This window comes from Pseudooceanicola sp. NS-SX8 (assembly GCF_057380755.1).
On sequence record NZ_CM170819.1, the window covers coordinates 1659932 to 1682811 of the forward strand.

At 67.1% G+C, this 22880-nt stretch carries 20 protein-coding genes; 11 read left to right on the top strand and 9 right to left on the bottom strand.

Annotated features, from left to right (window positions below; genetic code table 11):
- Positions 1-870 (bottom strand): aromatic ring-hydroxylating oxygenase subunit alpha, encoded by an 870-nt coding sequence (locus AC2IR1_RS07565; RefSeq protein WP_486475673.1) that lies wholly within the window; start codon positions 868-870, stop codon positions 1-3.
- A gap of 143 nt (positions 871-1013) precedes the next feature.
- Here AC2IR1_RS07565 and AC2IR1_RS07570 point away from each other — a divergent pair, with 143 nt between their 5' ends.
- Genes AC2IR1_RS07570 through AC2IR1_RS07590 form a run of 5 tightly spaced genes read left to right on the top strand, consistent with a single transcriptional unit; the run spans position 1014 to position 6391 of the window.
- The gene (locus AC2IR1_RS07570; RefSeq protein WP_486475674.1) at positions 1014-1712 is read left to right on the top strand and encodes a GntR family transcriptional regulator; all 699 of its coding nucleotides are present in this window, start codon (positions 1014-1016) and stop codon (positions 1710-1712) included.
- Positions 1713-1745: 33 nt separating this feature from the next.
- Positions 1746-2828: a BMP family ABC transporter substrate-binding protein gene (locus AC2IR1_RS07575; RefSeq protein ID WP_486475675.1), complete on the top strand. Its 1083-nt coding sequence runs from the start codon at positions 1746-1748 to the stop codon at positions 2826-2828.
- Between the two features lie 36 nt (positions 2829-2864).
- Positions 2865-4385, top strand: coding sequence for an ABC transporter ATP-binding protein (locus tag AC2IR1_RS07580; protein ID WP_486475676.1), 1521 nt, complete (start codon positions 2865-2867; stop codon positions 4383-4385).
- Positions 4386-4388: 3 nt separating this feature from the next.
- A complete protein-coding gene (locus AC2IR1_RS07585) occupies positions 4389-5471 on the top strand; it encodes an ABC transporter permease (RefSeq protein WP_486475677.1) in 1083 nt (360 codons plus the stop codon).
- Complete coding sequence (locus AC2IR1_RS07590; protein WP_486475678.1) at positions 5468-6391, top strand: ABC transporter permease; 924 nt, start codon at positions 5468-5470, stop codon at positions 6389-6391. Before AC2IR1_RS07585 ends, AC2IR1_RS07590 begins: the two co-directional genes overlap by 4 nt.
- Positions 6392-6438: 47 nt before the next feature.
- On the opposite strand, the gene AC2IR1_RS07595 is transcribed toward AC2IR1_RS07590, so the two are convergent.
- From AC2IR1_RS07595 to AC2IR1_RS07630, 8 genes are all read right to left on the bottom strand, one after another.
- On the bottom strand, positions 6439-8016 hold the full coding sequence (locus tag AC2IR1_RS07595; RefSeq protein WP_486475679.1) for a patatin-like phospholipase family protein: 1578 nt from the start codon (positions 8014-8016) through the stop codon (positions 6439-6441).
- Positions 8017-8136: 120 nt separating this feature from the next.
- Positions 8137-9117 (bottom strand): hypothetical protein, encoded by a 981-nt coding sequence (locus AC2IR1_RS07600; protein WP_486475680.1) that lies wholly within the window; start codon positions 9115-9117, stop codon positions 8137-8139.
- 224 nt (positions 9118-9341) lie between these two features.
- Positions 9342-10223, bottom strand: coding sequence for a helix-turn-helix transcriptional regulator (locus tag AC2IR1_RS07605; protein WP_486475681.1), 882 nt, complete (start codon positions 10221-10223; stop codon positions 9342-9344).
- A 145-nt stretch (positions 10224-10368) separates the two neighbouring features.
- Entirely contained in the window at positions 10369-11808 is a 1440-nt protein-coding gene (locus AC2IR1_RS07610) for a c-type cytochrome (protein ID WP_486475682.1), read from the bottom strand.
- A 2-nt stretch (positions 11809-11810) separates the two neighbouring features.
- Positions 11811-13400 (bottom strand): GMC family oxidoreductase, encoded by a 1590-nt coding sequence (locus tag AC2IR1_RS07615; protein ID WP_486475683.1) that lies wholly within the window; start codon positions 13398-13400, stop codon positions 11811-11813.
- A 71-nt stretch (positions 13401-13471) separates the two neighbouring features.
- Positions 13472-13972, bottom strand: a complete 501-nt coding sequence (locus AC2IR1_RS07620) for a sugar dehydrogenase complex small subunit (RefSeq protein WP_486475684.1) — start codon at positions 13970-13972, stop codon at positions 13472-13474.
- A 289-nt stretch (positions 13973-14261) separates the two neighbouring features.
- Entirely contained in the window at positions 14262-15263 is a 1002-nt protein-coding gene (locus AC2IR1_RS07625; RefSeq protein WP_486475685.1) for a LacI family DNA-binding transcriptional regulator, read from the bottom strand.
- A gap of 265 nt (positions 15264-15528) precedes the next feature.
- The gene (locus AC2IR1_RS07630; protein ID WP_486475686.1) at positions 15529-16434 is read right to left on the bottom strand and encodes a LysR family transcriptional regulator; all 906 of its coding nucleotides are present in this window, start codon (positions 16432-16434) and stop codon (positions 15529-15531) included.
- A gap of 93 nt (positions 16435-16527) precedes the next feature.
- On the opposite strand from AC2IR1_RS07630, the gene AC2IR1_RS07635 reads away from it, so the two are divergent.
- The 6 genes from AC2IR1_RS07635 (at position 16528) to AC2IR1_RS07660 (ending at position 22876) form a co-directional block, all read left to right on the top strand.
- A complete protein-coding gene (locus tag AC2IR1_RS07635; RefSeq protein ID WP_486475687.1) occupies positions 16528-17970 on the top strand; it encodes an amidase in 1443 nt (480 codons plus the stop codon).
- Between the two features lie 161 nt (positions 17971-18131).
- A complete protein-coding gene (locus AC2IR1_RS07640) occupies positions 18132-19430 on the top strand; it encodes an ABC transporter substrate-binding protein (protein WP_486475688.1) in 1299 nt (432 codons plus the stop codon).
- Positions 19430-20242: an ABC transporter ATP-binding protein gene (locus AC2IR1_RS07645; RefSeq protein ID WP_486475689.1), complete on the top strand. Its 813-nt coding sequence runs from the start codon at positions 19430-19432 to the stop codon at positions 20240-20242. The genes AC2IR1_RS07640 and AC2IR1_RS07645 overlap by 1 nt, the downstream gene beginning before the upstream one ends.
- Positions 20235-20951, top strand: coding sequence for an ABC transporter ATP-binding protein (locus AC2IR1_RS07650; RefSeq protein WP_486475690.1), 717 nt, complete (start codon positions 20235-20237; stop codon positions 20949-20951). Before AC2IR1_RS07645 ends, AC2IR1_RS07650 begins: the two co-directional genes overlap by 8 nt.
- 4 nt (positions 20952-20955) lie before the next feature.
- Positions 20956-21840 carry a branched-chain amino acid ABC transporter permease gene (locus tag AC2IR1_RS07655; protein WP_486475691.1) on the top strand — a complete coding sequence of 295 codons (885 nt, stop codon included), beginning with the start codon at positions 20956-20958 and terminating at the stop codon, positions 21838-21840.
- Positions 21841-21850: 10 nt separating this feature from the next.
- Positions 21851-22876, top strand: coding sequence for a branched-chain amino acid ABC transporter permease (locus tag AC2IR1_RS07660; RefSeq protein ID WP_486475692.1), 1026 nt, complete (start codon positions 21851-21853; stop codon positions 22874-22876).
- The last annotated feature ends 4 nt before the right edge of the window (positions 22877-22880 follow it).

Here is a 22880-nt window from a genome sequence, read left to right on the forward strand (position 1 = left end):
TCAGGCCTGGACGGGCAGGGTGCCGTAGCTCACCCCGTGACCGGCCAGCCAGCGGCGGTACATGATGGAGGTCTTGTCGGCCCGGATCGGCGTTTCCGCCCGGGGATCCAGCGGCAGGCGCTTGGGCATCTGGTTTTCCAGGATCGGCTTGTCCTGGCCGAAGATGTGCAGCTGGAAGTAGCCGATGAAATCGTCGGTGTTCACGTCGTCCAGGATCGACAGCATCATGTGGCCGCGGAAGGTTTCCTGCCCCGTCGGCTGGCCGAAGAGCGCGATCACGTCGAGCCGCTTTTCATCCATGGGGGAGGATTTGTAGAGCACCGAGCAGGTCGGGTGCGGCACCCGGTAGATGTATTCCACATCCGCCCCCGAGGTGGAGACGGTGGAGGCCATGGGTTGATAGAACAGGCATTCGGTCGCCATGAGTTCAAGCCCGTCGCGGACCTCTTCGACCTTGTATTCCTTCACCTCGGTATGGGGCAGCACGCCCAGGATCCCGGTGTGGACATAGGGGAAGTGGCCCATGTCGAGGAAGTTCTCGATCCCGCGCTGGGCGGAGACATGGACGCCGATGGTGCCGGCGGCGACGTTGCGGCGATCCGGTTCGACATATTCGGGAATCGAGAAGAGCGGCGCGGGCGTGCCGAGAGAGGTCCAAAGGCACCCGTATTCGGCCAGCACCGGCAGGTCGCGGCCCTCGCTGCTTGCGGAAAAGGCACCCTGGCCGTCAGCGGAGAAGGTGACGCGGCGACCGAAGAGTTTCGTGACCTTCGGCTGGCCGGGCGGGATATCCTGTACGGCAGCGACTGGGTACCATTGGTCCAGCATGAAGGGATCCGGCTGGGCGAGGTCGTTTGGCTGGATGGTCACGGGGGTCTCCGAACAGCAATTCAGCAGATTGCTAGGCAATTTTCGGATTTAGCTATGACAACTGTTGGTCTGGCTTGACAAGAGTTCAGCCGCGCTCGCTTTCTCTGATCGAACGAGATGCACAGGCAATAGGCAGAGATCCGATGAGCGACAGACCGAGACAGATTGCCGAGGCGATCATCACGGCCATCGTCGCCCAGGCGTTGCCGCCCGGCACGAAGCTGGGCGAGCGGGAGCTGGCAGAGGTCTGGGGCACGTCGCGGGCGGTGATCAAGCAGGCGCTGATCATCGTGGGCGAAAGCGGGCTGGTGGAGACGCGGGTGAACCGTGGTGCCAGCGTGGCGCAGCTGAACCAGCGCGAGGCCTACGAGCTGTTCGAGGCGCTGAGCGCGATCGAGCAGGGGGTGGCGTTTCAGCTGATGCAGCGGCTGTCGGCGCGGGAATGGGATGCCCTGCAGGCCAATGTGGATACGGTCTATGCCTGCATGGACGATGGCGATGATGCCTCTGCCGACAGGCTGGGGCCTGTGTTCCATGACCTGCTGCTGCAGATGTCGGGCAATCAGACGGTGATTGGGGTGCATGCCCGGCTGGTGCGGCGGATGCAGCTGTTGCGGCAGCTTTACATGAACCACGATTACCACCGCTGCCGGCTGAACGACGACCACCGCGACCTGCTGGCGCTGATGCGGGCGCGGCAGGTGCCCGAAGCGCTGGCGCTGATCCAGAACCATTACGATTCCATCGCCCGGGGCTACGACGTCGATGCCCCGGTGGCGGAACCCGAAAGCCTGGCCAGTGCGCTTGCGCCCTGGCTGGCCGTGCAAACCGAGAACGCCTGAGGACAATCCGGGCGAGACAACAGGAGTGGGACAATGACCATCAACCGCAGAACCATGCTGCAGGGCTCCGCCGCCCTGCTGGGCACCGCCGCCCTGCCGCGGCTGGCGAGCGCCGAAGGCGTGCTGAAGATCGGGCAGCTCAATGCCTCCCCCGCCGCCGAGATCGGCTGGGCCAAGCAGCATGCGCTGGGCATCGAGGCGATCAAGGCCGAGTTCGGCGACCGGGTGGAGATCACCGTGGTCGACAACACCTTCCTGCCGCAGGATGCGGAGCGGGTCTTCCGCGAGATGGCCTCCACCGGGCATCAGCTGATCTTCGGCACCTCCTTCAGCCTCGGCGCGCCGATGCAGAAGGTCGCGCCGCGCTTCCCCGACGTGGCGTGGGAGCATTGCTCGGGCATCGTGCACCTCGACAACCTCGCGACCTTCGAGGCGAAGTATTACGAGGGCATGTACGTGGCGGGTGTCGCGGCGGGCCACATGTCGAAGACCGGCAAGCTGGGCTTCATCGGCGGCTTCCCCATTCCCGACATCATCGGGCCGGGCAATGCCTTCCTGCTGGGGGCGCAGTCGGTCAATCCCGACATTACCTGCAACGTGGTGTTCCTGAACTCCTGGTTCGATCCGGGCAAGGAAAAGGAAGCCGCCAGCGCGCTGATCGCCCAAGGCTGCGACGTGCTGCTGGGCATGACCGATACCGGCGTGGCGGTGCAGACGGCGCAGGAAAAGGGCGTCTATTCCGTGGGCTATGCCTCCGACCTGTCGAGCTTCGGTCCGGACAGCCAGCTGACCTCCATCGTGCTGGACTGGTCGAAGGACTACGTGGGTGCGGCCCGCGCGGTGCTGGACGGCACCTGGGAGACGGAAAGCGCCTGGGACGGGCTGGCCGCCGGTGTCGTCACCATGGCGCCCTTCCTCGACGCCATCCCGGAAGAGGTCCGGACCGAGCTGGAGGCGCTGGTCGGCGCCGTCGGATCGGGCGAGGTGCAGCCCTATGCCGGGCCGCTGTCGGACAACGAGGGCAATGCCAAGATCGCCGAGGGCGAGGTGCTGACCGACGAACAGGTGCGCGGCATGGACTGGCTCGCCGCCGGCATGATCGGCAAGCTGGGCTGATCGCGTGACCATGGTACCGGCAGGAAGGACAACTGCATGACGGCGCGGCTGCAACTTGCCGGTATCACGAAGGCCTATCCCGGCGTCGTTGCCAATGACGGCATCTCCCTCTCGGTCGCCGCGGGGGAGATCCATGCCATCCTGGGCGAGAACGGCGCCGGGAAATCCACGCTGATGAAGATCATCTATGGCGTGACCCGTCCCGACAGCGGCGAGATCCGCTATGACGGGCGGCTGCTGGAGGCGCACAGCCCTGGCCAGTCCCGCGCGCTGGGCATCGAGATGGTCTATCAGCATTTCTCCCTCTTCGAGACGGTGACGGTGGCGGAGAATGTCGCGCTTTGCCTTGAAGGGCGGCTGGACCTGCCGGTGCTGCGGACCCGGATCGCCGAGACGGCGGCGCGCTATGGCCTGTCGGTCGATCCCGACCGGGTGGTGATGGACCTGTCGATGGGGGAGCGGCAGCAGCTGGAGATCCTGCGCTGCCTGATGCGCGATCCGCGCCTGCTGATCCTCGACGAGCCGACATCGGTCCTGTCGCCGCAGGCGGTGGAGCAGCTCTTCGAGGTGCTGCGCCGGATCGCGGCAGAGGGCTGTTCGATCATCTACATCTCCCACAAGCTGGACGAGGTGCGGGCGCTTTGCCAGTCGGCGACGGTGCTGCGCGGCGGGCGCGTGACCGGAGAGGTTGATCCGCGGACGGCCAGCAATCACGAACTGGCGGTGATGATGGTGGGCAGCGACCTGCCGGTGCCGGACCGGGCGCCGAGCCAGCCAGGCGATGCGCCGCGCCTGTCGCTGCGGGGGCTGTCCGGGGCGCCTTTGGGTGCCGCCGGGCGGGCGCTGCATGATGTCACGCTGGACCTTTACGGCGGCGAAGTGGTTGGCATCGCCGGGATTTCCGGCAATGGCCAGTCGGAGCTTGCCGCCTGTCTGAGCGGCGAGGCCCTGAGCGCGGCAGAGGTGGTGGAGATCGGCGGGCAGCCCATGGGGCAGGCCCGGCCCGACCGGCGGCGGCGCGCGGGCCTGGCCTATGTGCCGGAGGAACGGTTGGGCCGGGGCGCGGTGCCGGGGCAGTCGCTGACGGAAAACACGGTGCTGACGGGATATGCCGCCGGGCTGGTGAAGCACGGCATGGTCCGCCTGGCCGAGGCGCGCGCGCGGGCGGCGGCGATCATCGAGCGGTTCTCCGTCAAGGCTGACGGGCCGGGGGCGCTGGCCTCCTCCCTGTCGGGGGGGAACCTGCAGAAATTCATCCTGGGCCGCGAACTGGCGCTGGCGCCGGAGGTCCTGATCGTGGCGCAGCCGACCTGGGGCGTCGACGTGGGGGCCGCGGCCTTCATCCGGCAGCGGCTGATCGACCTGTCGCGGCAGGGGGCGGCGGTTCTGGTGATCTCGGAGGAGCTGGACGAGCTGATCGAGATCTGCGACCGCATCCATGTGCTGTCCGAAGGCCGTCTGTCGGCGCCGGTGGCGCGGGCCGAGGCCACGAAGGAACGGCTGGGATCGCTGATGACCGGGGGCGAGATCGGCCCGGTGACCGAAGCGGCGGAGTAAGACATGAGCCTGCATATCGAACCGCGCCGGAGCATCCCCGCCTCGGCCCGCCTGCTGGCCCCGGTGTTGGCAGTGGTGCTGACGCTGGTCTTCGGCGGTGCGCTGTTCGCGGCGCTTGGCTATCCGCCGTTGCAGACGCTGGTGGCCTTTTTCATCAAGCCCGTTTCGACCATGTACGGGTTCACCGAACTTCTGGTGAAGGCGGTGCCGCTGATCATCATCGCGGCGGGCCTGTCGGTGGGGTTCCGGGCCAATGTCTGGAACATCGGCGCCGAAGGGCAGCTGACCATGGGCGCCATCGCGGCGACCGGCGTGGGTCTTTTCGCGCCCGAGGCGCTGCATCCGGTGCTGTTGCCGCTGATGTTCCTGGCCGGCCTGCTGGGCGGGGCGGCCTGGGCGGGGGTGGCGGCGGTGCTGCGCACGAAGCTCAACACCAACGAGATCCTGGTCACCCTGATGCTGACCTATATCGCGGGGCTTTTCCTGTCCTTCCTGGTGCGGGGGCCCTGGCGGGATCCGCACGGGTTCAACTTTCCGCAGACGGCAATGCTGCCGGCCGATGGCCTGCTGGAGCCGCTGGACCCGATGTATCGCGTCACCGGATCGGTCTGGTTCGCGCTGATCGCGCTGGCGGTGCTGTGGGTGGTCACGGCGCGCAGTTTCGCAGGTTACAAGCTGTCGGTGGGCGGTGCGGCGCCGCGTGCGGCACGTTACGCGGGCTTTTCCGAGACCGGGGCGATCTGGGTCGGGCTGCTGGTGGGCGGCGGGGCCGCGGGCATCGCGGGCTTTTACGAGGCGGCGGGGCCGCTGGGGCAGCTGTCGCCGGTGATCTCCCCCGGATACGGCTTTGCCGCGATCATCGTGGCCTTCGTGGGCCGGCTGTCGGCGCCGGGGATCCTGCTGGGCGGGCTGTTCCTGGCGCTGACCTACGTGGGCGGCGAAAGCGTGCAGGTGAGCCATGGCATCCCCGCGCATATCACCCGCGTCTTCCAGGGGCTGTTGCTGTTCCTGCTGCTGGCGTCGGAATTCTTCATCACCTACCGGCTGGTGCGCCGGGGCAGGGCGGCCGGGGGGCAGGGCGCATGAACGAGCTGGTCATTTCGGTCTTCACCGGCACGCTGATCGCGGCGACACCCCTGCTGCTGGCGGCACTGGGGGAGCTGATCGTGGAGAAGTCGGGTGTGCTGAACCTCGGCATCGAGGGGATGATGCTGATCGGGGCGGCCTCCGCCTTTTTCGTGGCGGCGCATGACGGCGGGCTGCTGGCGGCCTTCGTCACTGGGGCCCTGGGCGGCGCTGCGGGGGCTGCGATCTTTGCCGCGCTGGCGCTGGTCTTTCTGACGAACCAGTATGCGGCGGGGCTGGCGCTGGCGATCTTCGGCACGGGCGTGTCGGCGATGATCGGGGCGGGGTTCGGGTCGCATCCCATTGCCGGGCTGAAGCCGCTGGATCTTGGCCCGCTGTCGGATCTGCCGCTGCTGGGGCCGCTGCTGTTCCGGTTCGACATCATGGTCTACCTGGCGCTGGCGCTGGTGCCCGCGACCTGGCTGTGGCTGCGGCGGAGCAAGGCCGGGCTGATCCTGCGGGTCGTGGGCGAGAGCCCGGAGAACGCCCATGCGCTTGGCTACCCGGTGCTGCGCATCCGGTTCCTGGCGATCCTGTGGGGCGGCGCGTTGGCGGGGCTGGCGGGGGCCTATCTGTCCGTCGCCTACACCACGATCTGGGTGGAGAACATGACGGCGGGGCGCGGCTGGATCGCGCTGTCGCTGGTGGTCTTCGCCACCTGGCGGCCCTGGCGGGTGCTGGTGGGCGCGATCCTGTTCGGGGGCGTCACCATCCTGCAGCTGCATGGCCAGATCCTGGGCTTGCCGATCCCGTCGGAGGCGCTGTCGGCCGCGCCCTACGTGGCGACGGTGATCGTGCTCGTCCTGATCTCCCAGGACCGGGCGCGGATGGCGCTGGAGGTGCCGCTGTCGCTGGGGCGGCCCTGGCGCGCGGGCAGCTAGGGCGACTTCTGCACGGGGGGCTTCTGCACGGTGGGCGGGCGCGGTTTTCAGGCCTTGCCGCGCGCCGCCTTCCAGCGGTCGAGGAAGTCGCCCATCCGGTCATAGCCGTCATCGAAGAGCGCCCGGGCCTGGCGGGCTGAGGTGTTCATCTTGGTGCCATGGCCCAGGGCGGCCGCGATCTCTTCCGACATGTCGATGAAGCCGAAATCCACCGGGTCGTAGACCCTGGGCGTGTTGGTGCCGTTGGGCCGGGTCAGGCCCGCCATCTTCATCACGTGGCGGATTTCCTGGTGCAGGGGCAGGTTGCCCGAAAGCTCGTTCCGGCGGTCCGCGATCTCTGACGGGGTGTCGAGCGCGCCCTGGCGGTCCAGCGGGTTGATCCGGATCACCCAGATTTCCTGCGGGTCCTGCCCCTTGCGCCCCTGCGAGGAATGCAGATCCGGCAGGTCGTAGATCGGCGGGTTGGAGGAATAGAGCCCGTCCCACAAGCGGGTGCCATCCATTTCGATCGGGCGCATCATCTCCGGTATGGCGGCGCTGGCGATGATGCAGTCGACCAGGTCGTCGAACCGCTGGGAGCCGCGGAAGACGCGGAAATTGGTCTTCGGCACGGGGGAGGAGCCAGAGGATGGGGTGCCGTCGGCATCGTCTTCCGGGTCGTGGCTGTGCAGGGCATCGGTGGCGCCGATGAGGACCTCCGGGGCGAGGTCGCCGTTTTTGCGCAGCGCCTCCAGCCTGTCACGCATCTGCTGGCGGGTGTCGTCATCCAGATAGCGGTCGATCACCGAGCGGAAGGCGGATTGCACGTCGAAATCGCGGCGCCCCAGGGGTGGCTGGCCGGGCTGGGCGATGCTGTCGCTGTGCAGCGGCGCGAGATCCATAAGCTCCCCCATCAGGGTCGCGGCCTGGCGCGCGCCGGGCAGGGGCATGTCCTTCATCCCCGCAAGTCCCGTGCGGGCGCCGGCGGCAAGGAGATTGGCCATGGCCCCCATCGGGCTGGCGTCGATCATCGAGAAGGCCTGATGCCAGTAGGCGGGTTTCATCCCGATCTCCATCTGCAGGGGCGCCAGGGCCCAGGCGGCTTCCATCGCCTCGCCCATCACGGAGCCGCCCGCGTTGCGGGCCCAGGCGGCGGTGTTCTGCCCCGGCAGGTGCCCGTCGGAGAAGAACCCGGCCCAGTCGCTGGCCAGGCAGTCGGGGAAATCCAGTGCGGCGTTGCCCGCGGGGTAGGCGGTTGTCCAGTAGCGTTCGACGGTGGAGGGCACCGCCCGCCCCAGCAGCAGGTCGCGCCAGGCAAGCGCGGCGCAGAGCGCGCCACCGGATGTCCCGCTGAGCCCGACGATGCGGAAGGGCGGGGCCTCGGCCCTTGTTTCGTCTCCTGTCTCGGCCCCTGCCGTGTCCTGCGGATCTTCGGTGCTGGGGGGCAGGTACTCCTCCAACAGGCGGCTGAGCGCGCCTGCGGTGAAGGCCGTCTGTGCGCCGCCGCCCTGACAGGCGATGGCGACGCGGACGGTGTCGCTTTCGGTCGGTTCGCCCTGGGGTGGGCCGGTTCGGGGCGCTGCGGTGGTCCTGGCGGAGGTGCCCGCCGGTGCCCTGGTCGTGCTGGAAGGGTCGTCGACGGTCATGCGGAACCTCATCGGCAACGTGTGGCACAACCTTGAGGTGATTCCCGGCGGTGGCAAAACGAAAAGCGGCGCGACCCCCGGGGACGTTTGGGGGGTCGCGCCATCGCCCTGTCCCCTTGCTTAACGGAGAGGCAGGGCGATCCGGGTGCGGCGCCAGACCCAGCCCAGGAAAAGCGCGTGCAGGGCGCCGATCACGAGGGTCGGCACATAGGCGATGGTGGTTCCCATCGCGAGCGCATAGCCGATGTCGTAGAGGTGCAGCAGGAGGGGGATGCCGAAGAGGATGAGGCCGTCTGCCTTCATGTCGATGGGCCCGGCGCGGCGGATGAAGGCGCCCAGAAGGGCCAGGGCCACCCCGTAGTTGAGGCAGAGCATGAGGATTTCCCGCGTCATCCCGACATGCCCGGAGAAGCTGCCGTAGAGCAGGAAGGGCGTGAAGGGGGCGCCGATGCTGACCATGTTCAGCGCGCCTGCCGCGAAGGGATAGAACGCGCCCCAGATGCGGGACCCGGTGGTGCGGTGGATCCAGCGGAAGAACAGGATCCAGGCACTGTAGAAGGCCATCAGGTACATCCAGCCGGAGAAGTTGTAGAAGGGGATCCCGAAGAAGCCGCCCTCGTACCCGGGATCGGTCCAGTTCCACTGGCCCGAAAGGACGCCGTCGCCGAAGGCGCCGGGATAGAGCGCATTGGCAGAGGCGGTGGCGCTCTCCGGCAGGGGGTAGGTGTCGTAGACGGCGGCGGGGTCGATCGTCATATCCTGCACCGATCCGAAGAGGCCGACCACAAGCGGGATCGTCCAGACCGGCAGCCGCAGCCGCAGCGCCAGGTTGAAGGCCGCGTACCAGATCACCGCTTCGATCAGCAGGATTTCCATCGGTACATCGCCCACCATGATGATGCGGCGCAGGTCGTAGTAATAGGTATGGACGACATTGACGCCGACATTTTCGAAAAGCGCCGCGCCCAGGATGAAACCGAAGAGTTCCAGTACCTTGGAGTATGGGTGGGCCTGCCGCATCGCATGGTTCAGGGTGATGAAGAAAAGGGCCAGCGCGAAAACTTCGACCAGCAGCCAGGATATGGGGGATCCGAAAATCATGAGACGCTCCGACGGTGATGCCGACAGGCGGCGCGGGCCCGAAGGGGCCGGCCGTGTCATGCCAGAGGGGACCTAGGGCCGGGGCGGGCGTTGCGACAGTGCGGATGCGGCGGAATAGATCGGCTTATCCTGCTGTGCGTCTGGCCTGCGGTTGCGGCCCGACATGAGGGCCTGAGATCGGGGCCGAGATCGGGGGCCGAGATGGCACCCGGTGGCGGTGATGGTCAGCCCGCGCGGCGGCCGGCACGCCAGGCGCGGGGCGTCTGCCCGTGCGCGGTGCGGAAGGTGCGGATGAAATGGGTCACGTCGCGATAGCCGACCTCCCCCGCGATGACTTCCACCGTCGTGTTGGTTTCCAGCAGCAGCCGCCGTGCAGCGCCCATGCGGTGTTCGCGCAGCCAGTCGCCGATGGTCAGCCCGGTTTCCCGCCGCACCGCGTGGGACAGCCAGGAGGGGCTGCGGTGCAGCCGCGCGGCGATCTGGGCGATGGTGACGGGCGACAGGCAGCAGCGGGCGATCTCCTGCAGGGTGTCGCGGACGATCGCGCTGGCCAGGACGCCCGCCGCGGGCGCGCCCTGCTGCATTTCGCGGTGCACCTCGATCAGCAGCAGCGACAGCAGCGCGCGGGCGGCAAGCTGTGCTTCGGTTTCCGGCCGGGAGAGCTCTTCGTGCATGGTGGTGATCAGCAGCAGGATCTTTTGCCAGCGGGGGCCGCCTGGGCGCAGGCAGAGCAGGCCGCGCAGCAGCAGGCTGTGATCTGGCAGGAGCTGGGTGATGTCGGGCTGTCCGGCGGGGGCGCGCAGGTCTAGAAAGTCGAGTGCGGCAGGGTCGAAGGCCACCAGCCAGCCCTGCAGGTCGCCGGGGCGCAGCATTTCGCGCCGGGTGCCGGCGGGGATCAGGTGGATGTCGCCCGCGCGCATGTCCAGGGGTTCGATGTGGCGGCCGCTGCCCTGGCCGTGGGTCAGCACGAGGATCATGAAGCAGCTGGCGGTCTTCACCCCGGTCGTCCCGGGGGCGGAGAGGCTGTCGAGGCGCAGCACCTGCACCGGGCGGCCCTGGGCGCCCAGCCTGTCGAGGGTGACGATGTCGGGGGAGGTGGCGGCCACGTCTGCTGTCCCGTTCTGTCCGTGCCGGAGGCGATCGGCAGAGCCTAGGGAGGGGCCGCGCCCGGGGCAAGCCCGGCGATGTGGGCAGGCCCGGAGGAGGGGCCCCCCGCGGCGCGAACCGCGAGGGGCGATCTTTGAAGCCGGATCAGGCTGCCGTGCGACGGCGCGCGCGGCGGATGATCAGCACCAGCAGCAGCAGGACCACCAGGCCGCCGATGACGAAGCCCGCGATGGCCAGGTTGGCCGCGTTGGCGATCAGCCAGGAGGGTTCGCCCCCGGCGCGGATCACCCGGACGTCTTCGCCGGTCAGCCCCGCGTCGCCGGTGCCGAACTGGGCGGTGACGAAGTTCGCGACGGCCGCGATCTGGTCATTGTCCAGGCCGGTGTGGATCACCTGCGCTTCTTCGGAGAAGGCGGGCATGACGGCCTTGCCGTCGGCGCCTTCGCGGTGGATGCCCTCTGCGATGGCCATGACGAGGTTGTCCGGATGGGCCGCCCCGACCGCCGTGTTGGAGGTCAGCGAGGGGAAGTAGCCATCACGGCTGCCTTCGCCGCTGATCCCGTGGCAGGCCGCGCAGTTGACGTTGTAGAGCATCGCGCCGTCATCCGAGGAGGCCGAGAAATGCTCCGGGCTGTCGCTTTCGGTCTGGGTCGTCTCGAAGGCGGTCCAGTCCACGGCGGCGGCCTTGGTCACGGCGTAGTCCGGCGCGGTCTGGCCGGCGTCGCGGATCGCGGGAACCGTCGTCAGGTAGGCGGCGATGGCACCGGCGTCCTCATCCGTCAGGAAGCGGAAGCTGTGTTCCACGGCATCGGCCATGGGGCCGCCCGCCTGGGCCTTGCCCTCGGCATGCCCGTTCTTGAGGTAGGAGACGACCTCATCCCGGGTCCAGCCACCGATCCCGCTGATCTCGTCAGAGGTGATGTTGGGCGCGTACCAGCCTTCGACGGAGCCGCCGGCCAGGAATTCACCCGACTTTTCCGCCATCAGCGCATTGCGCGGCGTGTGGCAGGTGGAGCAGTGGGCGAGGCCTTCGGCCAGGTACTTGCCGCGGTTCTCTTCGTCCGACAGGGCGTTGTCGGGGGTGAAGGGCTTGCCGTTGGCAAAGAGCATGTCCCAGGCCAGCATGGTGCCGGGCAGGCCGAAGGGGAAGTCCAGCGTGGTCTGCTGGGACGGCGCCTTGTCCACCGGGGCCACGGCCTTGGTGAAATAGGCATAGAGCGCGTCCATGTCCTCGTCGGTGATGTTGGCATAGGCCGTGTAGGGCATCGCCGGATAGAGCCGGGAGCCATCGGGGCGCACGCCCTTGCGCACGGCGCGGGCGAATTCATCCCGCGTCCAGCTGCCGATGCCGAACTGGTCGGACGGGGTGATGTTGGACGAATAGATCGTCCCCATCGGCATGTGGAAGGCATAGCCACCGGCGAAGGGCTCTTCCTCGTTCGAGGTGTGGCAGGCGACGCAGTCACCCGCACGGGCCAGGTATTCACCCTTGGCGACCAGGTCGTCCTGGGCGAAGGCCGCGCTGCCGCTGGCCGAAAGCGCCAGGCCGAGAGCCAGTCCGAGCTGCTTGATGGAAAGGGTCATTCTCACAGCTCCTTCGCGATGATGTCGGCGGACCGGATGCCCATGGCAACCGCGGTCAGCGTCGGGTTGATGACACCGGCCGCCGGGATGTTGCCGACGGTGGCCAGGAAGAGGTTGTCGTGGTCGAAGGTGCGGCCTTCGTGGTTGACCACCGAATCCTTCGCATCGGCGCCCATGATCGTGGTGCCCATGAGGTGGTCGTGGTTCTCGAAGCCGCTGATGCCCAGGATCTCGCCGCCCATCTTGGCGTTGATGTCGTGGTACATTTCCTTTGCCTTCTCGGCGCCGGCCTTGACGTAGTCGTCCACGTCGAAGTGGATCTTCAGGCCCGGCATGCCGATGCTGTCGGTCCAGTCCTTGTTGGGAACCAGGCGGTTGGCGGGATCGGGCAGCTGTTCGAAGAAGCTGTAGACATACATCCAGCGGCTGGCGTGATCCTTGATCCGCGCGTCCAGTTCGGCGCCCATGTAGCCTGCCTCGATCGCTTCGCGCGCCATGTCGACGGTGGCGTTGGGGTTTGCCAGCGCCGTCTTGTTGGCGGAGAAGTCACGGCGGTGATCGCCGTCGCGCCAGTCCATGATGGTGGCCTGCTGCACCGGGCCGCGGCCCGACCACATGGTATCACCGGCCAGGAAGGACATGGAGATGCCGATGTGGTCCATCATGTTCCGCCCGACCATGTCGGAGGAATTGGCGATGTCGTTCATCAGCAGCAGCTTGGCGGTTTCGAAGCTGTGCGCCGCGATGACGAAATACTTCGCCGTCAGCGTGTGCTCTTCCTTCTCGGGGGTCAGGTAGCTGATCGAGGCGATCTTGCCGCCTTCGCCCTTGGTGATCTTGTGCACAACCGCTTCGGTGATCAGCTGGACACCTGCGCGCTGGCATTTGTCGGCGTGGATCGACCCGTTGTAGAGCGTGCCGATGGGGCAGACCTGGTCACAGTTGTTGTTGCCCTGGCAGGCCGGGCGGCCGTCGTAGGGGCGGTGGGTCCGCACGGTGGGTTCGTGGACGATCTTGTAGCCCGAGGGTTCCAGCGCGTCCTTCATGGCCTTGGAGCTGTAGACCCATTCCTCGGCGTCCACGGGGTAAGGCTTGGAGCGCGGCGGGAAGGCCTGGCCGGGGTTCTTGCCCGACTGGTCCTCGGTGTCCGACCCGGCGATGCCCAGCTCGTATTCGGCCTTGGTGTAGTAGGGTTCGAGGTCCTCGTACTCCATCGGCCAGTCGCGGCCCTTGCCGTAGAGGGTGTTCAGCTTGAAGTCGTTGGGGATATAGCGCCAGGTCGCGCCGCCCCAGTGCCAGGTGGTCCCGCCGACGAGCTTCAGCATGCCCGGCATCATGTCGAAGGAGCCGGTGTTCTGGATGTAGCCTTCCTGGTAGGAGGTCGGCGCCCAGGGGTTGTTGGGGTAGGGGTCGTTGTGGTCGTAGTGACGCCCCGAGTTGCGGAAATTCTGCAGCAGCTTCCAGCGCGGTACCGAGGGGCCGGCTTCCAGCATGATGACGGATTTGCCCTGCTTCGCGAGTTCGTAGGCCGTGTTCGACCCGACGACACCCGAACCGACGACGATGACGTCTGCGTCGTATTCTTGAGCCATGATGTTGTCCTTGGTTGCTAGGTCTCGACTGTTCCTGGCGGGCCGTCAGCGGCGGCCCTGTCCGGGACCGGTCAGCCTTGGTCGGGAAGTTCTGCCCAGTAGCCGGAACCCCAGGTGGAGTAGCTCGGGATCGGCACGTAGGCGGAGGTCACGCCGTAGCTCAGCGCCTGGCTGAAGGTGACGAATTCCACGTTGTCATGGGCGGCGTGGGCCTGCGGTTCGCCCGCGTAGCCCAGGTAGACGGCCTTCAGCAGCTCCTTGGCGGTGTCCTGCAGGGGGCCTTCGAACCCTTCGGCCGCGCCCAGGGCGGTGCTGTCGGAGATCTCGTTGTCCGCGATGAAACTGGCCAGGGCTGCGAGCGCTTCGGGGAAATCGGCGTTCACTTTGGTGAGAGCGCTCCCGGCACGGGCGCAAAGATCCGGGTCGACGGACTTGCCTGCCAGAAGCTCGGTCACGGTGACCAGGCTGCTGTTCATGTCGGCGGTGGCGGCAAAGCTGGCAGAGACGTTGCCAAAGCTGGACGCAGCCCCGGCAAGCAGGGTCGTACCGATAATAAATTTGCGTCTATTCATAGTGTTAACGCGCGGTCGCACGGGGGAATTATCCGATACGCCGACCTGGCTTCTCGAACTCATGGCGAGTGGCTCCTGATTGATGGACCGGGGCAGGGGAGGGCGCCCCGGGTCCTGAAGTCTGTGTGCAACGGTGCACTTAGCGTCCTTCTGATGCAGAAAAGGAAGTTCGACAATAGGAAAAGTCAAAGGATTGGGAGCGATTGCAGTGTGGATTTATGAACAGTGCACACGCGGTTCCGCCCCGGGAAGGTCGGTGAATCGTCAAAAATCCAAGAAAACGTTGGCGCTAGCGGTTGTGCGCGATGTCCGAAGAGCGGCGCTCGATCAGCTCGATCGGGACAACCTGCAGGAGGGGACCGTCCCGGCGGGAGAGCATGTCGGTGATCAGCCGGGTCGTATATTCCCCGAACAGGGCGGAGCTTTGCCGGACGCTGGTGAGGGAGACGGTCTCACTGCCCGAGTCGATGGCATCGTCGTAGCCCACGACGGCGACATCTTCGGGCACGCGGTAGCCCAGGTGCAGCAGGCGGTTCATCGCGCCCATGGCGATCCGGTCATTGGCGCCGAAGATCGCGGTCGGACGGGTGCGGCGGGCCATCAGCGCATCCGCCCCGGCCTGGCCGCCGTCCAGGTCGAACCAGCCGCGCTGGATCACCGGTTCCAGGCCTGCATCCCGCATCGCGGCGGTATAGCCATCGGCCCGGCCCTTCGCCCCCGCGCCGTCCCCGCCGGAGATATGGGCGATTTCGCGGTGGCCCCGGTCGATCAGGTGCTGCGTGGCCATCCGGGCGCCCAGCACGTCGTCACCGATGACGCAGCGCAGGCCGAGATGGGTCAGATCCTCGCCGATGTAGACGACGGGCACATGCCGGCCGATCTCCGCCACGGCCTGCGGATCCCGGGGGGAACCGATCAGGACCAGCCCGGCAATGCGGTGGCGCAGCAGGGGATCCACCTGTTGCAGCGTCACTTCGACCCCGGCGCGGCCCAGGCTGATCATCGGATCCAGGTCCTGGCGGACCAGGGCGTCGGAAATCTCGGTCGCCATCATCATGTGATAGGGGTTCATCGGTTCGCCCACGACGATGCCGATGCCGGTGGCCCGCCCGCTGGCCAGCTGCCGGGCGGCCACGTTGACCTGGTAGCCAAGCTCCAGCGCCTTTTCCTGCACCCGGTTGCGGACCTCTTCGCGCACCCCCGGATCGCCCCTGAGCGCGCGGGAGGCCTGGGACCGGGATACGCCCGCAGCCACGGCAACTTCGCTGAGTGTCACGTAACTGCGCTGCATGGTCCGATTGCCTCTCTTCGTTCCCGGCGGCGGGAGACGTTCGCTCCCGGCCGCTTTCGGTATCCCACGGTATTCAACATGCGTCGGCGGATCGCAAGCAGTCCGGCGCGGGCAGGGGCCGCTTTGCGCGGGACGTTGCGGCGCAAACGGAGTTTCGTCCGCTCTCCGGACTGTTGGGGCCGGACTGTAGTGTAGCAGCCTGTTGCGGCCTGTCCCTGGCCGATTGTTGCCCGGACCGGAGGGCACGAGGCCCCGCGCCGGGGGCTCAGAAGTGATAGTAGGCTTCGGCGAAGTAGTCCTTAAGGATTGCGATGAAGACCTCGACGGGGCGGGGGCGCATGTCGCCGTAGTGGTCCACGGTGATGATATTGGGCGCCGGCAGCGGATCCAGCAGCCGCAGGCGCCGGGTGCGCTGTTCCACCGGCAGCGGCTTGCGTGGCCAGGCGTTGAGGATGGTGGAGCCGAACCCGCGCGACACGCCGCGAATGATGCTTTCGTAATTGCGGCTCTTGAAGATGATGCGCGGCCGCCGGTCCGAGAAGTCGAACAGCGTCATCAGGTAGGTCATGGTCAGCGGCAGGCTGAGCAGGGAAATCGGGTGTTCTGCCAGCTGGCTGATGCTGATCGCCTCGTGCCGGGCCAGGGGGCTGTCTTCATGCACCATGGCATGGGGCGGGGCACGGCCGATCTTTTCGATCGTGCCGGTGAAGTCGGGGCCGAGGTCGTAGACCACCACCAGGTCGACTTCCCCCCGGTCGAGGTAACGCTTCAGGCTGGGCTGGTCCGCCTCCACCAGCTCGACCGAGACATTACCCAGCTGTGCGCGCAGGCGGGTCAGGACCTCTACCATCATGATGGAGCTGAAGGGTTCGAACAGGCCGACACGCAGCTGGCCGTCATCCGCGCTCTGGGATCGCAACTCCCGGTTGAATTCCTGCTCGGCGGCCAGAAGGCGCCGGGCCGCCGCGATGAATTTTTCACCGGCCGAGGTGGTCAGAACCCCCCGTCCTTTCTGTCGGGAGAAGATTCGCACCCCCAGATCGTGCTCCGCCGTGTCAACGGCGGCGAGGATCGAGGACTGCGAAATGTTCATCTTCTGTGCAGCTTTCGCGAAGCTGCCGGTTTCCTGCACGGCACAGATATAGGTGAGCTGCTTCAGGCTGGGGGTCATGAGGGAGATACCCAAAAAATGTAATGATTTCGGCCATTCTTTGTATTTTACGTGTTGGGACGGTTTCGCCAGCCTTGGGTCAACACCAAGCGAATGATGGACGAAGCCGTGCTGAAAACTCAGACGCATCCCGTGTCGGATGCATGCGAAACATGCCAGATGTCGGTGGCGGAGCTGACCACGGCCTATGCCTCCGGGGCGCTGTCCCCGGTCGAGGTGACCCGGGATGCCCTGAAGCGGGCGCATGAGGCGCAGGCGCTGTGCAATGCCTTCGCCCTGATCGACGAGGAAAGCGCGCTTGCCTCTGCCGCCGCCTCTGAAGAGCGCTGGAAGAAGGGCGAGGCGCTGTCGGCGATCGATGGCGTGCCGGGCACCATCAAGGATATCGTGCAGATCGCGGGCTGGCCCGTCAGCAACGGCAGCCATCTTGGCAGCGATGAACCCTGCGCCGAAGATGCCCCCAGCGTCGCCAAGCTGCGCGATGCGGGCCTGGTGATGCTGGGCACGACGATGACCCCGGAATTCGGCTGGAAGGCCCTGACCGACAGCCACCGCTGGGGCATCACGCGCAATCCCTGGAACACCGAAGTGACGCCCGGCGGGTCCTCCGGCGGTGCCGCCGTCGCGGCGTCCATGGGAGCCGGGGTGTTGCACCTCGGCTCCGACGGGGGCGGGTCGATCCGCATTCCCTCCGCCTTCACCGGCATTTCCGGGATCAAGCCGACCTTCGGCCGCGTGCCGGCCTATCCGGCCTCTGCCTTCGGCACCGTGGCGCATATCGGTCCGATGGCCCGCCGGGTCGAGGACGTGGAGCAGATGCTGACCGTCATGTCCGGCCGCGACCGTCGCGACTGGTTCCAGGGCGAGGCCCCGCTGCACCAGCTGGCACCGCATGAAACCTCTCCCTCCGGTCTGCGCATCGGCATCTGGGCGACCCCGCCGGTGGGCACGGTCGAGCCCGCCGTCGCCGCCGCCTTCGAGGCCGCCGTCGCCCGCTTCCGCGCCGCCGGGGCGGAGCTGGAGGAGATCGCGCTGCCGATGTCGGACCAGCTCTACGAGATCGCGACAAAGCTGTGGTTCTGCGGTGCCCGCGCCCGGCTGGAGGGCTTCGGCCCGCTGGACAGCCTGCCGCGTGACCGGATCGATCCGGGCGTCATGGCCATCGCCGAAGAGGCCATGGGCTGGACCACCACCGATTACATCACTGCCGTGAACGCCCGCGCGGCCTTCGGCAGCCAGATGGACAAGATGTTCGAACGTTTCGACTACATCATCGCCCCGGGCTGCGCCGTGCTGCCCTTCAAGGCAGGCGAAGAGGTGCCCCCGGGCAGCGGCCTGGATCGCTGGTTCAAATGGGCCGGCTTCAGCTTCCCCATCAACCTGACGCAGCAGCCGGCGGCCGTGGTGCCAAATGGCGTGGATGAGGCATCGGGCCTGCCGCATTCGCTGCAGATCATCTCGGCCCGTGGCCGCGACAGCGCGGTGCTGGCCCTGGCCAAGTGGTGGCAGCGCCAGGATCCTGCGCACCTTCTCTAGTTCTCCCGTCCGCCCTTCCGGGCGGGACGACCGGGAGGGGCCGCCAGCTCTGCAGCCCCGCTGCAACCGCCAGCTGCCCCGCACCCCACCCCACGAAAGACCAAGAAAAGGATCGGCCCCAAGGCCGACCATCCCCAACGAGACCAACAAGGAGACAAACCATGATGAACAGACGCTCCCTGCTTCGCAGCTCGCTTGCCAGCGGCGCCGGCCTGTCGCTGCTCGCCGGCATGAACGCCGGTCAGGCCAAGGCCGCCGGTGGCGACCCGATCCCCGTGGGCGCCGCCCTGCCGATGTCCGGCGTGGCCGCCGCAGACGGCATCGAGTTCCAGAACGGCCTCAACCTTGCCATCGAGGAGATCAACTCCGTCGGCGGCATCCTGGGCCGCCCGCTGGAACTGCATGTCGAAGACACCGCAGAGATGGGCGCCGACGTGGTCAGCCAGGCCATGCAGCGCCTGATCGACCGTTACGAGACCCCGGTGATCATCAACGGCTACAACAACGGCACCAACATGGTGGAAATGGATGTCGCGGCTGACAGCGACGTCATCTTCTGCCACTACAACACGCTGATTTCGCACAACAACAAGTTCAAGGAAGACCCGGATCGCTACTACGGCTGCTTCCAGGGCGATCCGCCCGAATACTATTACGGCCCGGGCCTGCTGTCCTATCTGAACAACCTGGTCGACACCGGCCAGTGGACCCCTGCCAACCGCAAGATCGCGCTGGTCGCCTCCTCGGTGGAATATTCCATCGTGATCGCCAACGCCGTGCGCGAATTCGCCGAGGAAGCGGGCTGGGAAATCTCGATCTACGAGACGGTGCAGTTCCCGACCAACCAGTGGGGCCCGACGCTGGCCAAGATCCGTCAGGACGAACCGGCGGTCATCGCGGTGACGCACTTCCTGCCGCAGGACCTTGCGGCCTTCATGACCCAGTTCATTCCGCAGCCGACCAATTCGCTGATCTACATGCAGTACGGCCCCTCCCTGCCGGCCTTCAAGGAGATCGGCGGCGACGCGGTGAAGGGCGTGCTCTATTCCACCGTGGTGGGCTGCCTGCCCGACGACTTCTCCGAAGGGTTCCGCACCACCTACCGGGAGAAGTTCGGCCCGAACGCTGCCTATCTGACCGGCTCGCAGACCTATGACGGGCTGTGGAAATGGGCCCTGGCCGCGGCGATCGCCGGTGGCGCGGGCGAACCCTACGATGGCGAGCAGGCCCGCGCCGTTGCCGCCTCGATGAACCGGCTGATCTATCGCGGCGTGAACGGCGTCTGCCGCTTCGACCCCGATGGCCAGTCCGCCTATACCTACCCGGCACAGACCAATGACGCCTCGCTGGGCATGCCGCACCAGTTCCTGCAGCACCAGGACCTGACCCAGGACCCCGTGCTGGTGGCACCGGGCAGCTACGCCAAGGGCAGCTTCGTCATGCCGCCGTGGATGTCCTGATGGCCAAGGATGCGCAGCCCCTCCTGGTCTGTGAAGAGGTCTCCCGCCACTTCGGCTCTCTTGCCGCGGTGGACGGGGTCTCCCTTCAGGTGATGCCCGGCGAGGTGCTGGGCATCGGTGGCCCCAACGGCGCCGGCAAGACCACGTTCTTCGACGTGGTCACCGGCATCACCGCTCCCTCCGGGGGGCGGATCACCTTCGACGGTCACGATGTGACGAGCTGGGGGGCGGACCGGATCTGCCACGCGGGCGTCGCGCGGACCTTCCAGCTGAACGCGGCCTTCGATCACCTGACAGTGCTGGAGAACGTGCAGGTCGCGGCCCAGTTCGGCCGCGCCGCGCGGAAGTTCCCCGGTCTGCGGCTGGGTGCCGAGACGCGGGCGGCGGTGGAAGAGGCGCTGGAGTTCGTGGGCCTGTCGGCCAAGCGCCACATGGTGGCGGGCGACCTGCCGGTGCTGGACCGCAAGCTGCTGATGATCGCGGGCGCCATGGCGACGAAGCCGCGGATGATCTTCCTCGACGAACCCGTCGGTGGCCTGAACACCGAAGAAATCGACCATATCCAGGATCTGGTGCGGAAGATGCAGGGGCAGGGGATTACCATCGTGCTGATCGAGCACGTGATGCGCTTCCTGCTGTCGCTCTCCACCCGGGTGATCATCATGCACCACGGCCAGGTCATCTTCGAAGGCCGCCCTGACCAGGTGGCCGAGGATGAGACGGTGGTGGAAACCTACCTGGGCGCCGGCACCGCCGGGCGCCTGAAATCGCATTTCTCCGAAGCCGGGGCAGAGGAGGCCGCAGATGCCTGAAGCCATGCTGGAACTGGATGGCGTGCATGCGGGCTATGACGGCCCCGACGTGCTGCACGGTATTTCCCTGACCGTGAAGAAGGGGCAGATCGTCACCGTCGTCGGCCCCAACGGGCACGGCAAGTCGACGCTGCTGCGCACGATTTCCGGCCTGACCTCGCTGTCGAAGGGCACGATCCGGCTCGGCGGGCGCGACCTGTCGCGCACCCGGCCAGAAAGGATCGCGGCAATGGGTCTGGCCCATGTGCCGCAGGGCGACCTGCTGTTCCCGGAAATGACCGTTTACGAGAACCTGCAGATGGGCGCCTACCTGAACCGGGACGCCACCCGGTTCGAGGCCCTGCTGGAAGAGGTCTATGCCCTGCTGCCCCGGCTGAAGGAACGCCACGGCCAGGTCGCCTCGTCCCTTTCGGGGGGCGAGCGGCGCATGGTCGGCATCGGGCGCGGCCTGATGGCGGGCGCCGACGTGCTGATGCTGGACGAGCCGTCCCTGGGCCTCGCGCCGCTGGTGATCGAACAGATCTACGAGGTGATCGGCAAGCTGCGCGCGCAGGGCCGCACGATCCTTCTGGTGGAGGAAAACCCCGCCCGCGTCGCGCATCTGTCGGATGTCATGCACCTGCTGGACGACGGTCGCCTGACCTGGTCGGGCCTGCCGGCCGAGCTGCTGGAACGCGGCGAACTACTTGAAACCTATCTGGGGGGCTGAGCTGATGGATATCCTCATCGCCATCCTGTCGACGGGGCTGACGAACGGCGCGCTCTATGCGCTGGCAACCGTCGGTCTGTCGCTGATCTGGGGCTCCATGGGCATGCTGAACATGGCCCATGGCGCCATGCTGGCCCTTGGCGGCTACACCGTCTTCACCATCGCCACCACGCTGGGCCTGCCGGTCTGGCTGGCCGTGCTGGTCGCCGCTGCCGTGGGCGCGGTGGCGGGCATGGTGCTCTACGTGCTGGTCGTGCGCTCGCTGCTGAAGACCGCCGGCAAGAACTTCGAGACCAGCGTGATGATCGCCACGGTGGGCCTGTCCATCGCGCTGCAGAACGCGCTGCTGCTGGTCTATGGCGGCCAGCCGCTGGCGCAGCCCTTCGGCGTCTCGGGCGCGCTGCGCATCGGCGCCAGCGCGGTGCCGTGGCTGAACATGGTCATCATCGCCGTGGCGGTGGTGGTCATGGTGATCCTGGCGCTGCTGATCGGGCGCACCCGCATGGGCCGCGCCATCCGCGCCACCGCCCAGAACCGCGAGGCCGCGCAGCTGATGGGCGTCGCGGTGGAACGCACCTACCTGCAGGTGCTGGCGCTGTCGGGCGCCGTCGCAGGCATCTGCGGCGTGCTCGTCAGCTCGGTCACCCAGCTGTCGCCGACACTGGGCGCCGACCCGATGCTGAAGGCCTTCATCATGTGCGTGGTGGCGGGCCTGGGCAACCTGCCCGGCGCGGTGGCCGCGGCCTTCGGCCTCGCGCTGGTCGAGGCGGGGGTGCAGTTCGGCATGGGCGCCCGCTGGGGCTTCCCCGTCCTGCTGATGCTGGTCATCGCCATCCTGATCTGGCGCCCGAATGGTCTTTTCGGCCGTGCCCAGATCCGCCGCATGTGAGGAACGAGAGATGAGCGATATCACCCAAACCCTTCCCGCAAGCACCCCGCGCCGCCCCTCCAAGGGCCGCACGGACCTGCTGATCGGCGTGCTGCTTCTGGCTGCCGCCGTGGCCGCGCCCTTCTTCATCGAAAGCCGCTACATGATGGGGCAGGTCATCGTGGGCCTGTTCTGGGCCTCGGTCGCGGTGCAGTGGAACCTTCTGTTCGGCTACGCCGGTGTCTTCAGCCTGGGCCAGATGGCGGTCTTTGCCGTCGGCGGTTACGGCACGGCGATGCTGGCGCATTACCTGGGCTGGAACATCTACGGTGCCATTGCCGCGGGCGCGGTCATCGCCACGGCCTTCTCGGCCATCGTGGGGCTCGCCTGCCTGCGCCTGCAGGGCGTCTACGTGGCGCTTCTGACCTATGCCATCGCCCAGGTGATCTACCTGCTGATCGTCACCGATACCGGCTGTTTCGAGATGGTGGGCACCTCCTGCCGCCAGTTCACCGGCGGCGCGACGGGCTTTGCCCGCTTCGGGGATTTCGGCATGCGGCCGATCCTGAAGGGCGACTGGATCCGGGGCAACTACGCCATCGTGCTGGTCTCCTTCGTGCTGTCCATGGGCGCCAGCTGGATCATCCTGCACGGGCCGATGGGCCTGGCCTTCAAGGCGCTGCGCGACAACCAGCCCTATGCGGTGGCACGCGGCATCAACCGCTTCCACACCCAGCTTCTGGTCTTCGGCATCTCGGCCTTCTTCACCGGGCTGACCGGCGGGCTCTACGCCACGCATTTCCAGGCCATCGGGCCCAACATCTTCTCCATGTCCTCGCTGCTGTTCATCCTGGCGATCGCCGTGGTGGGGGGCGTGGGCACCTTCTGGGGGCCGGTGGTGGGCACCATCGTGCTGATGACCGCGGATGAGCTGATGCGCGAGATGGGTGAGTTCCGCACCATCGGCCTGGGCCTGATCATCGCCGCCGCCGTGGTGCTGCTACCCAACGGGCTGGTGGGGAAATTCACCGACATCCTGCGCAAGCTGCGGAAATGAAAAG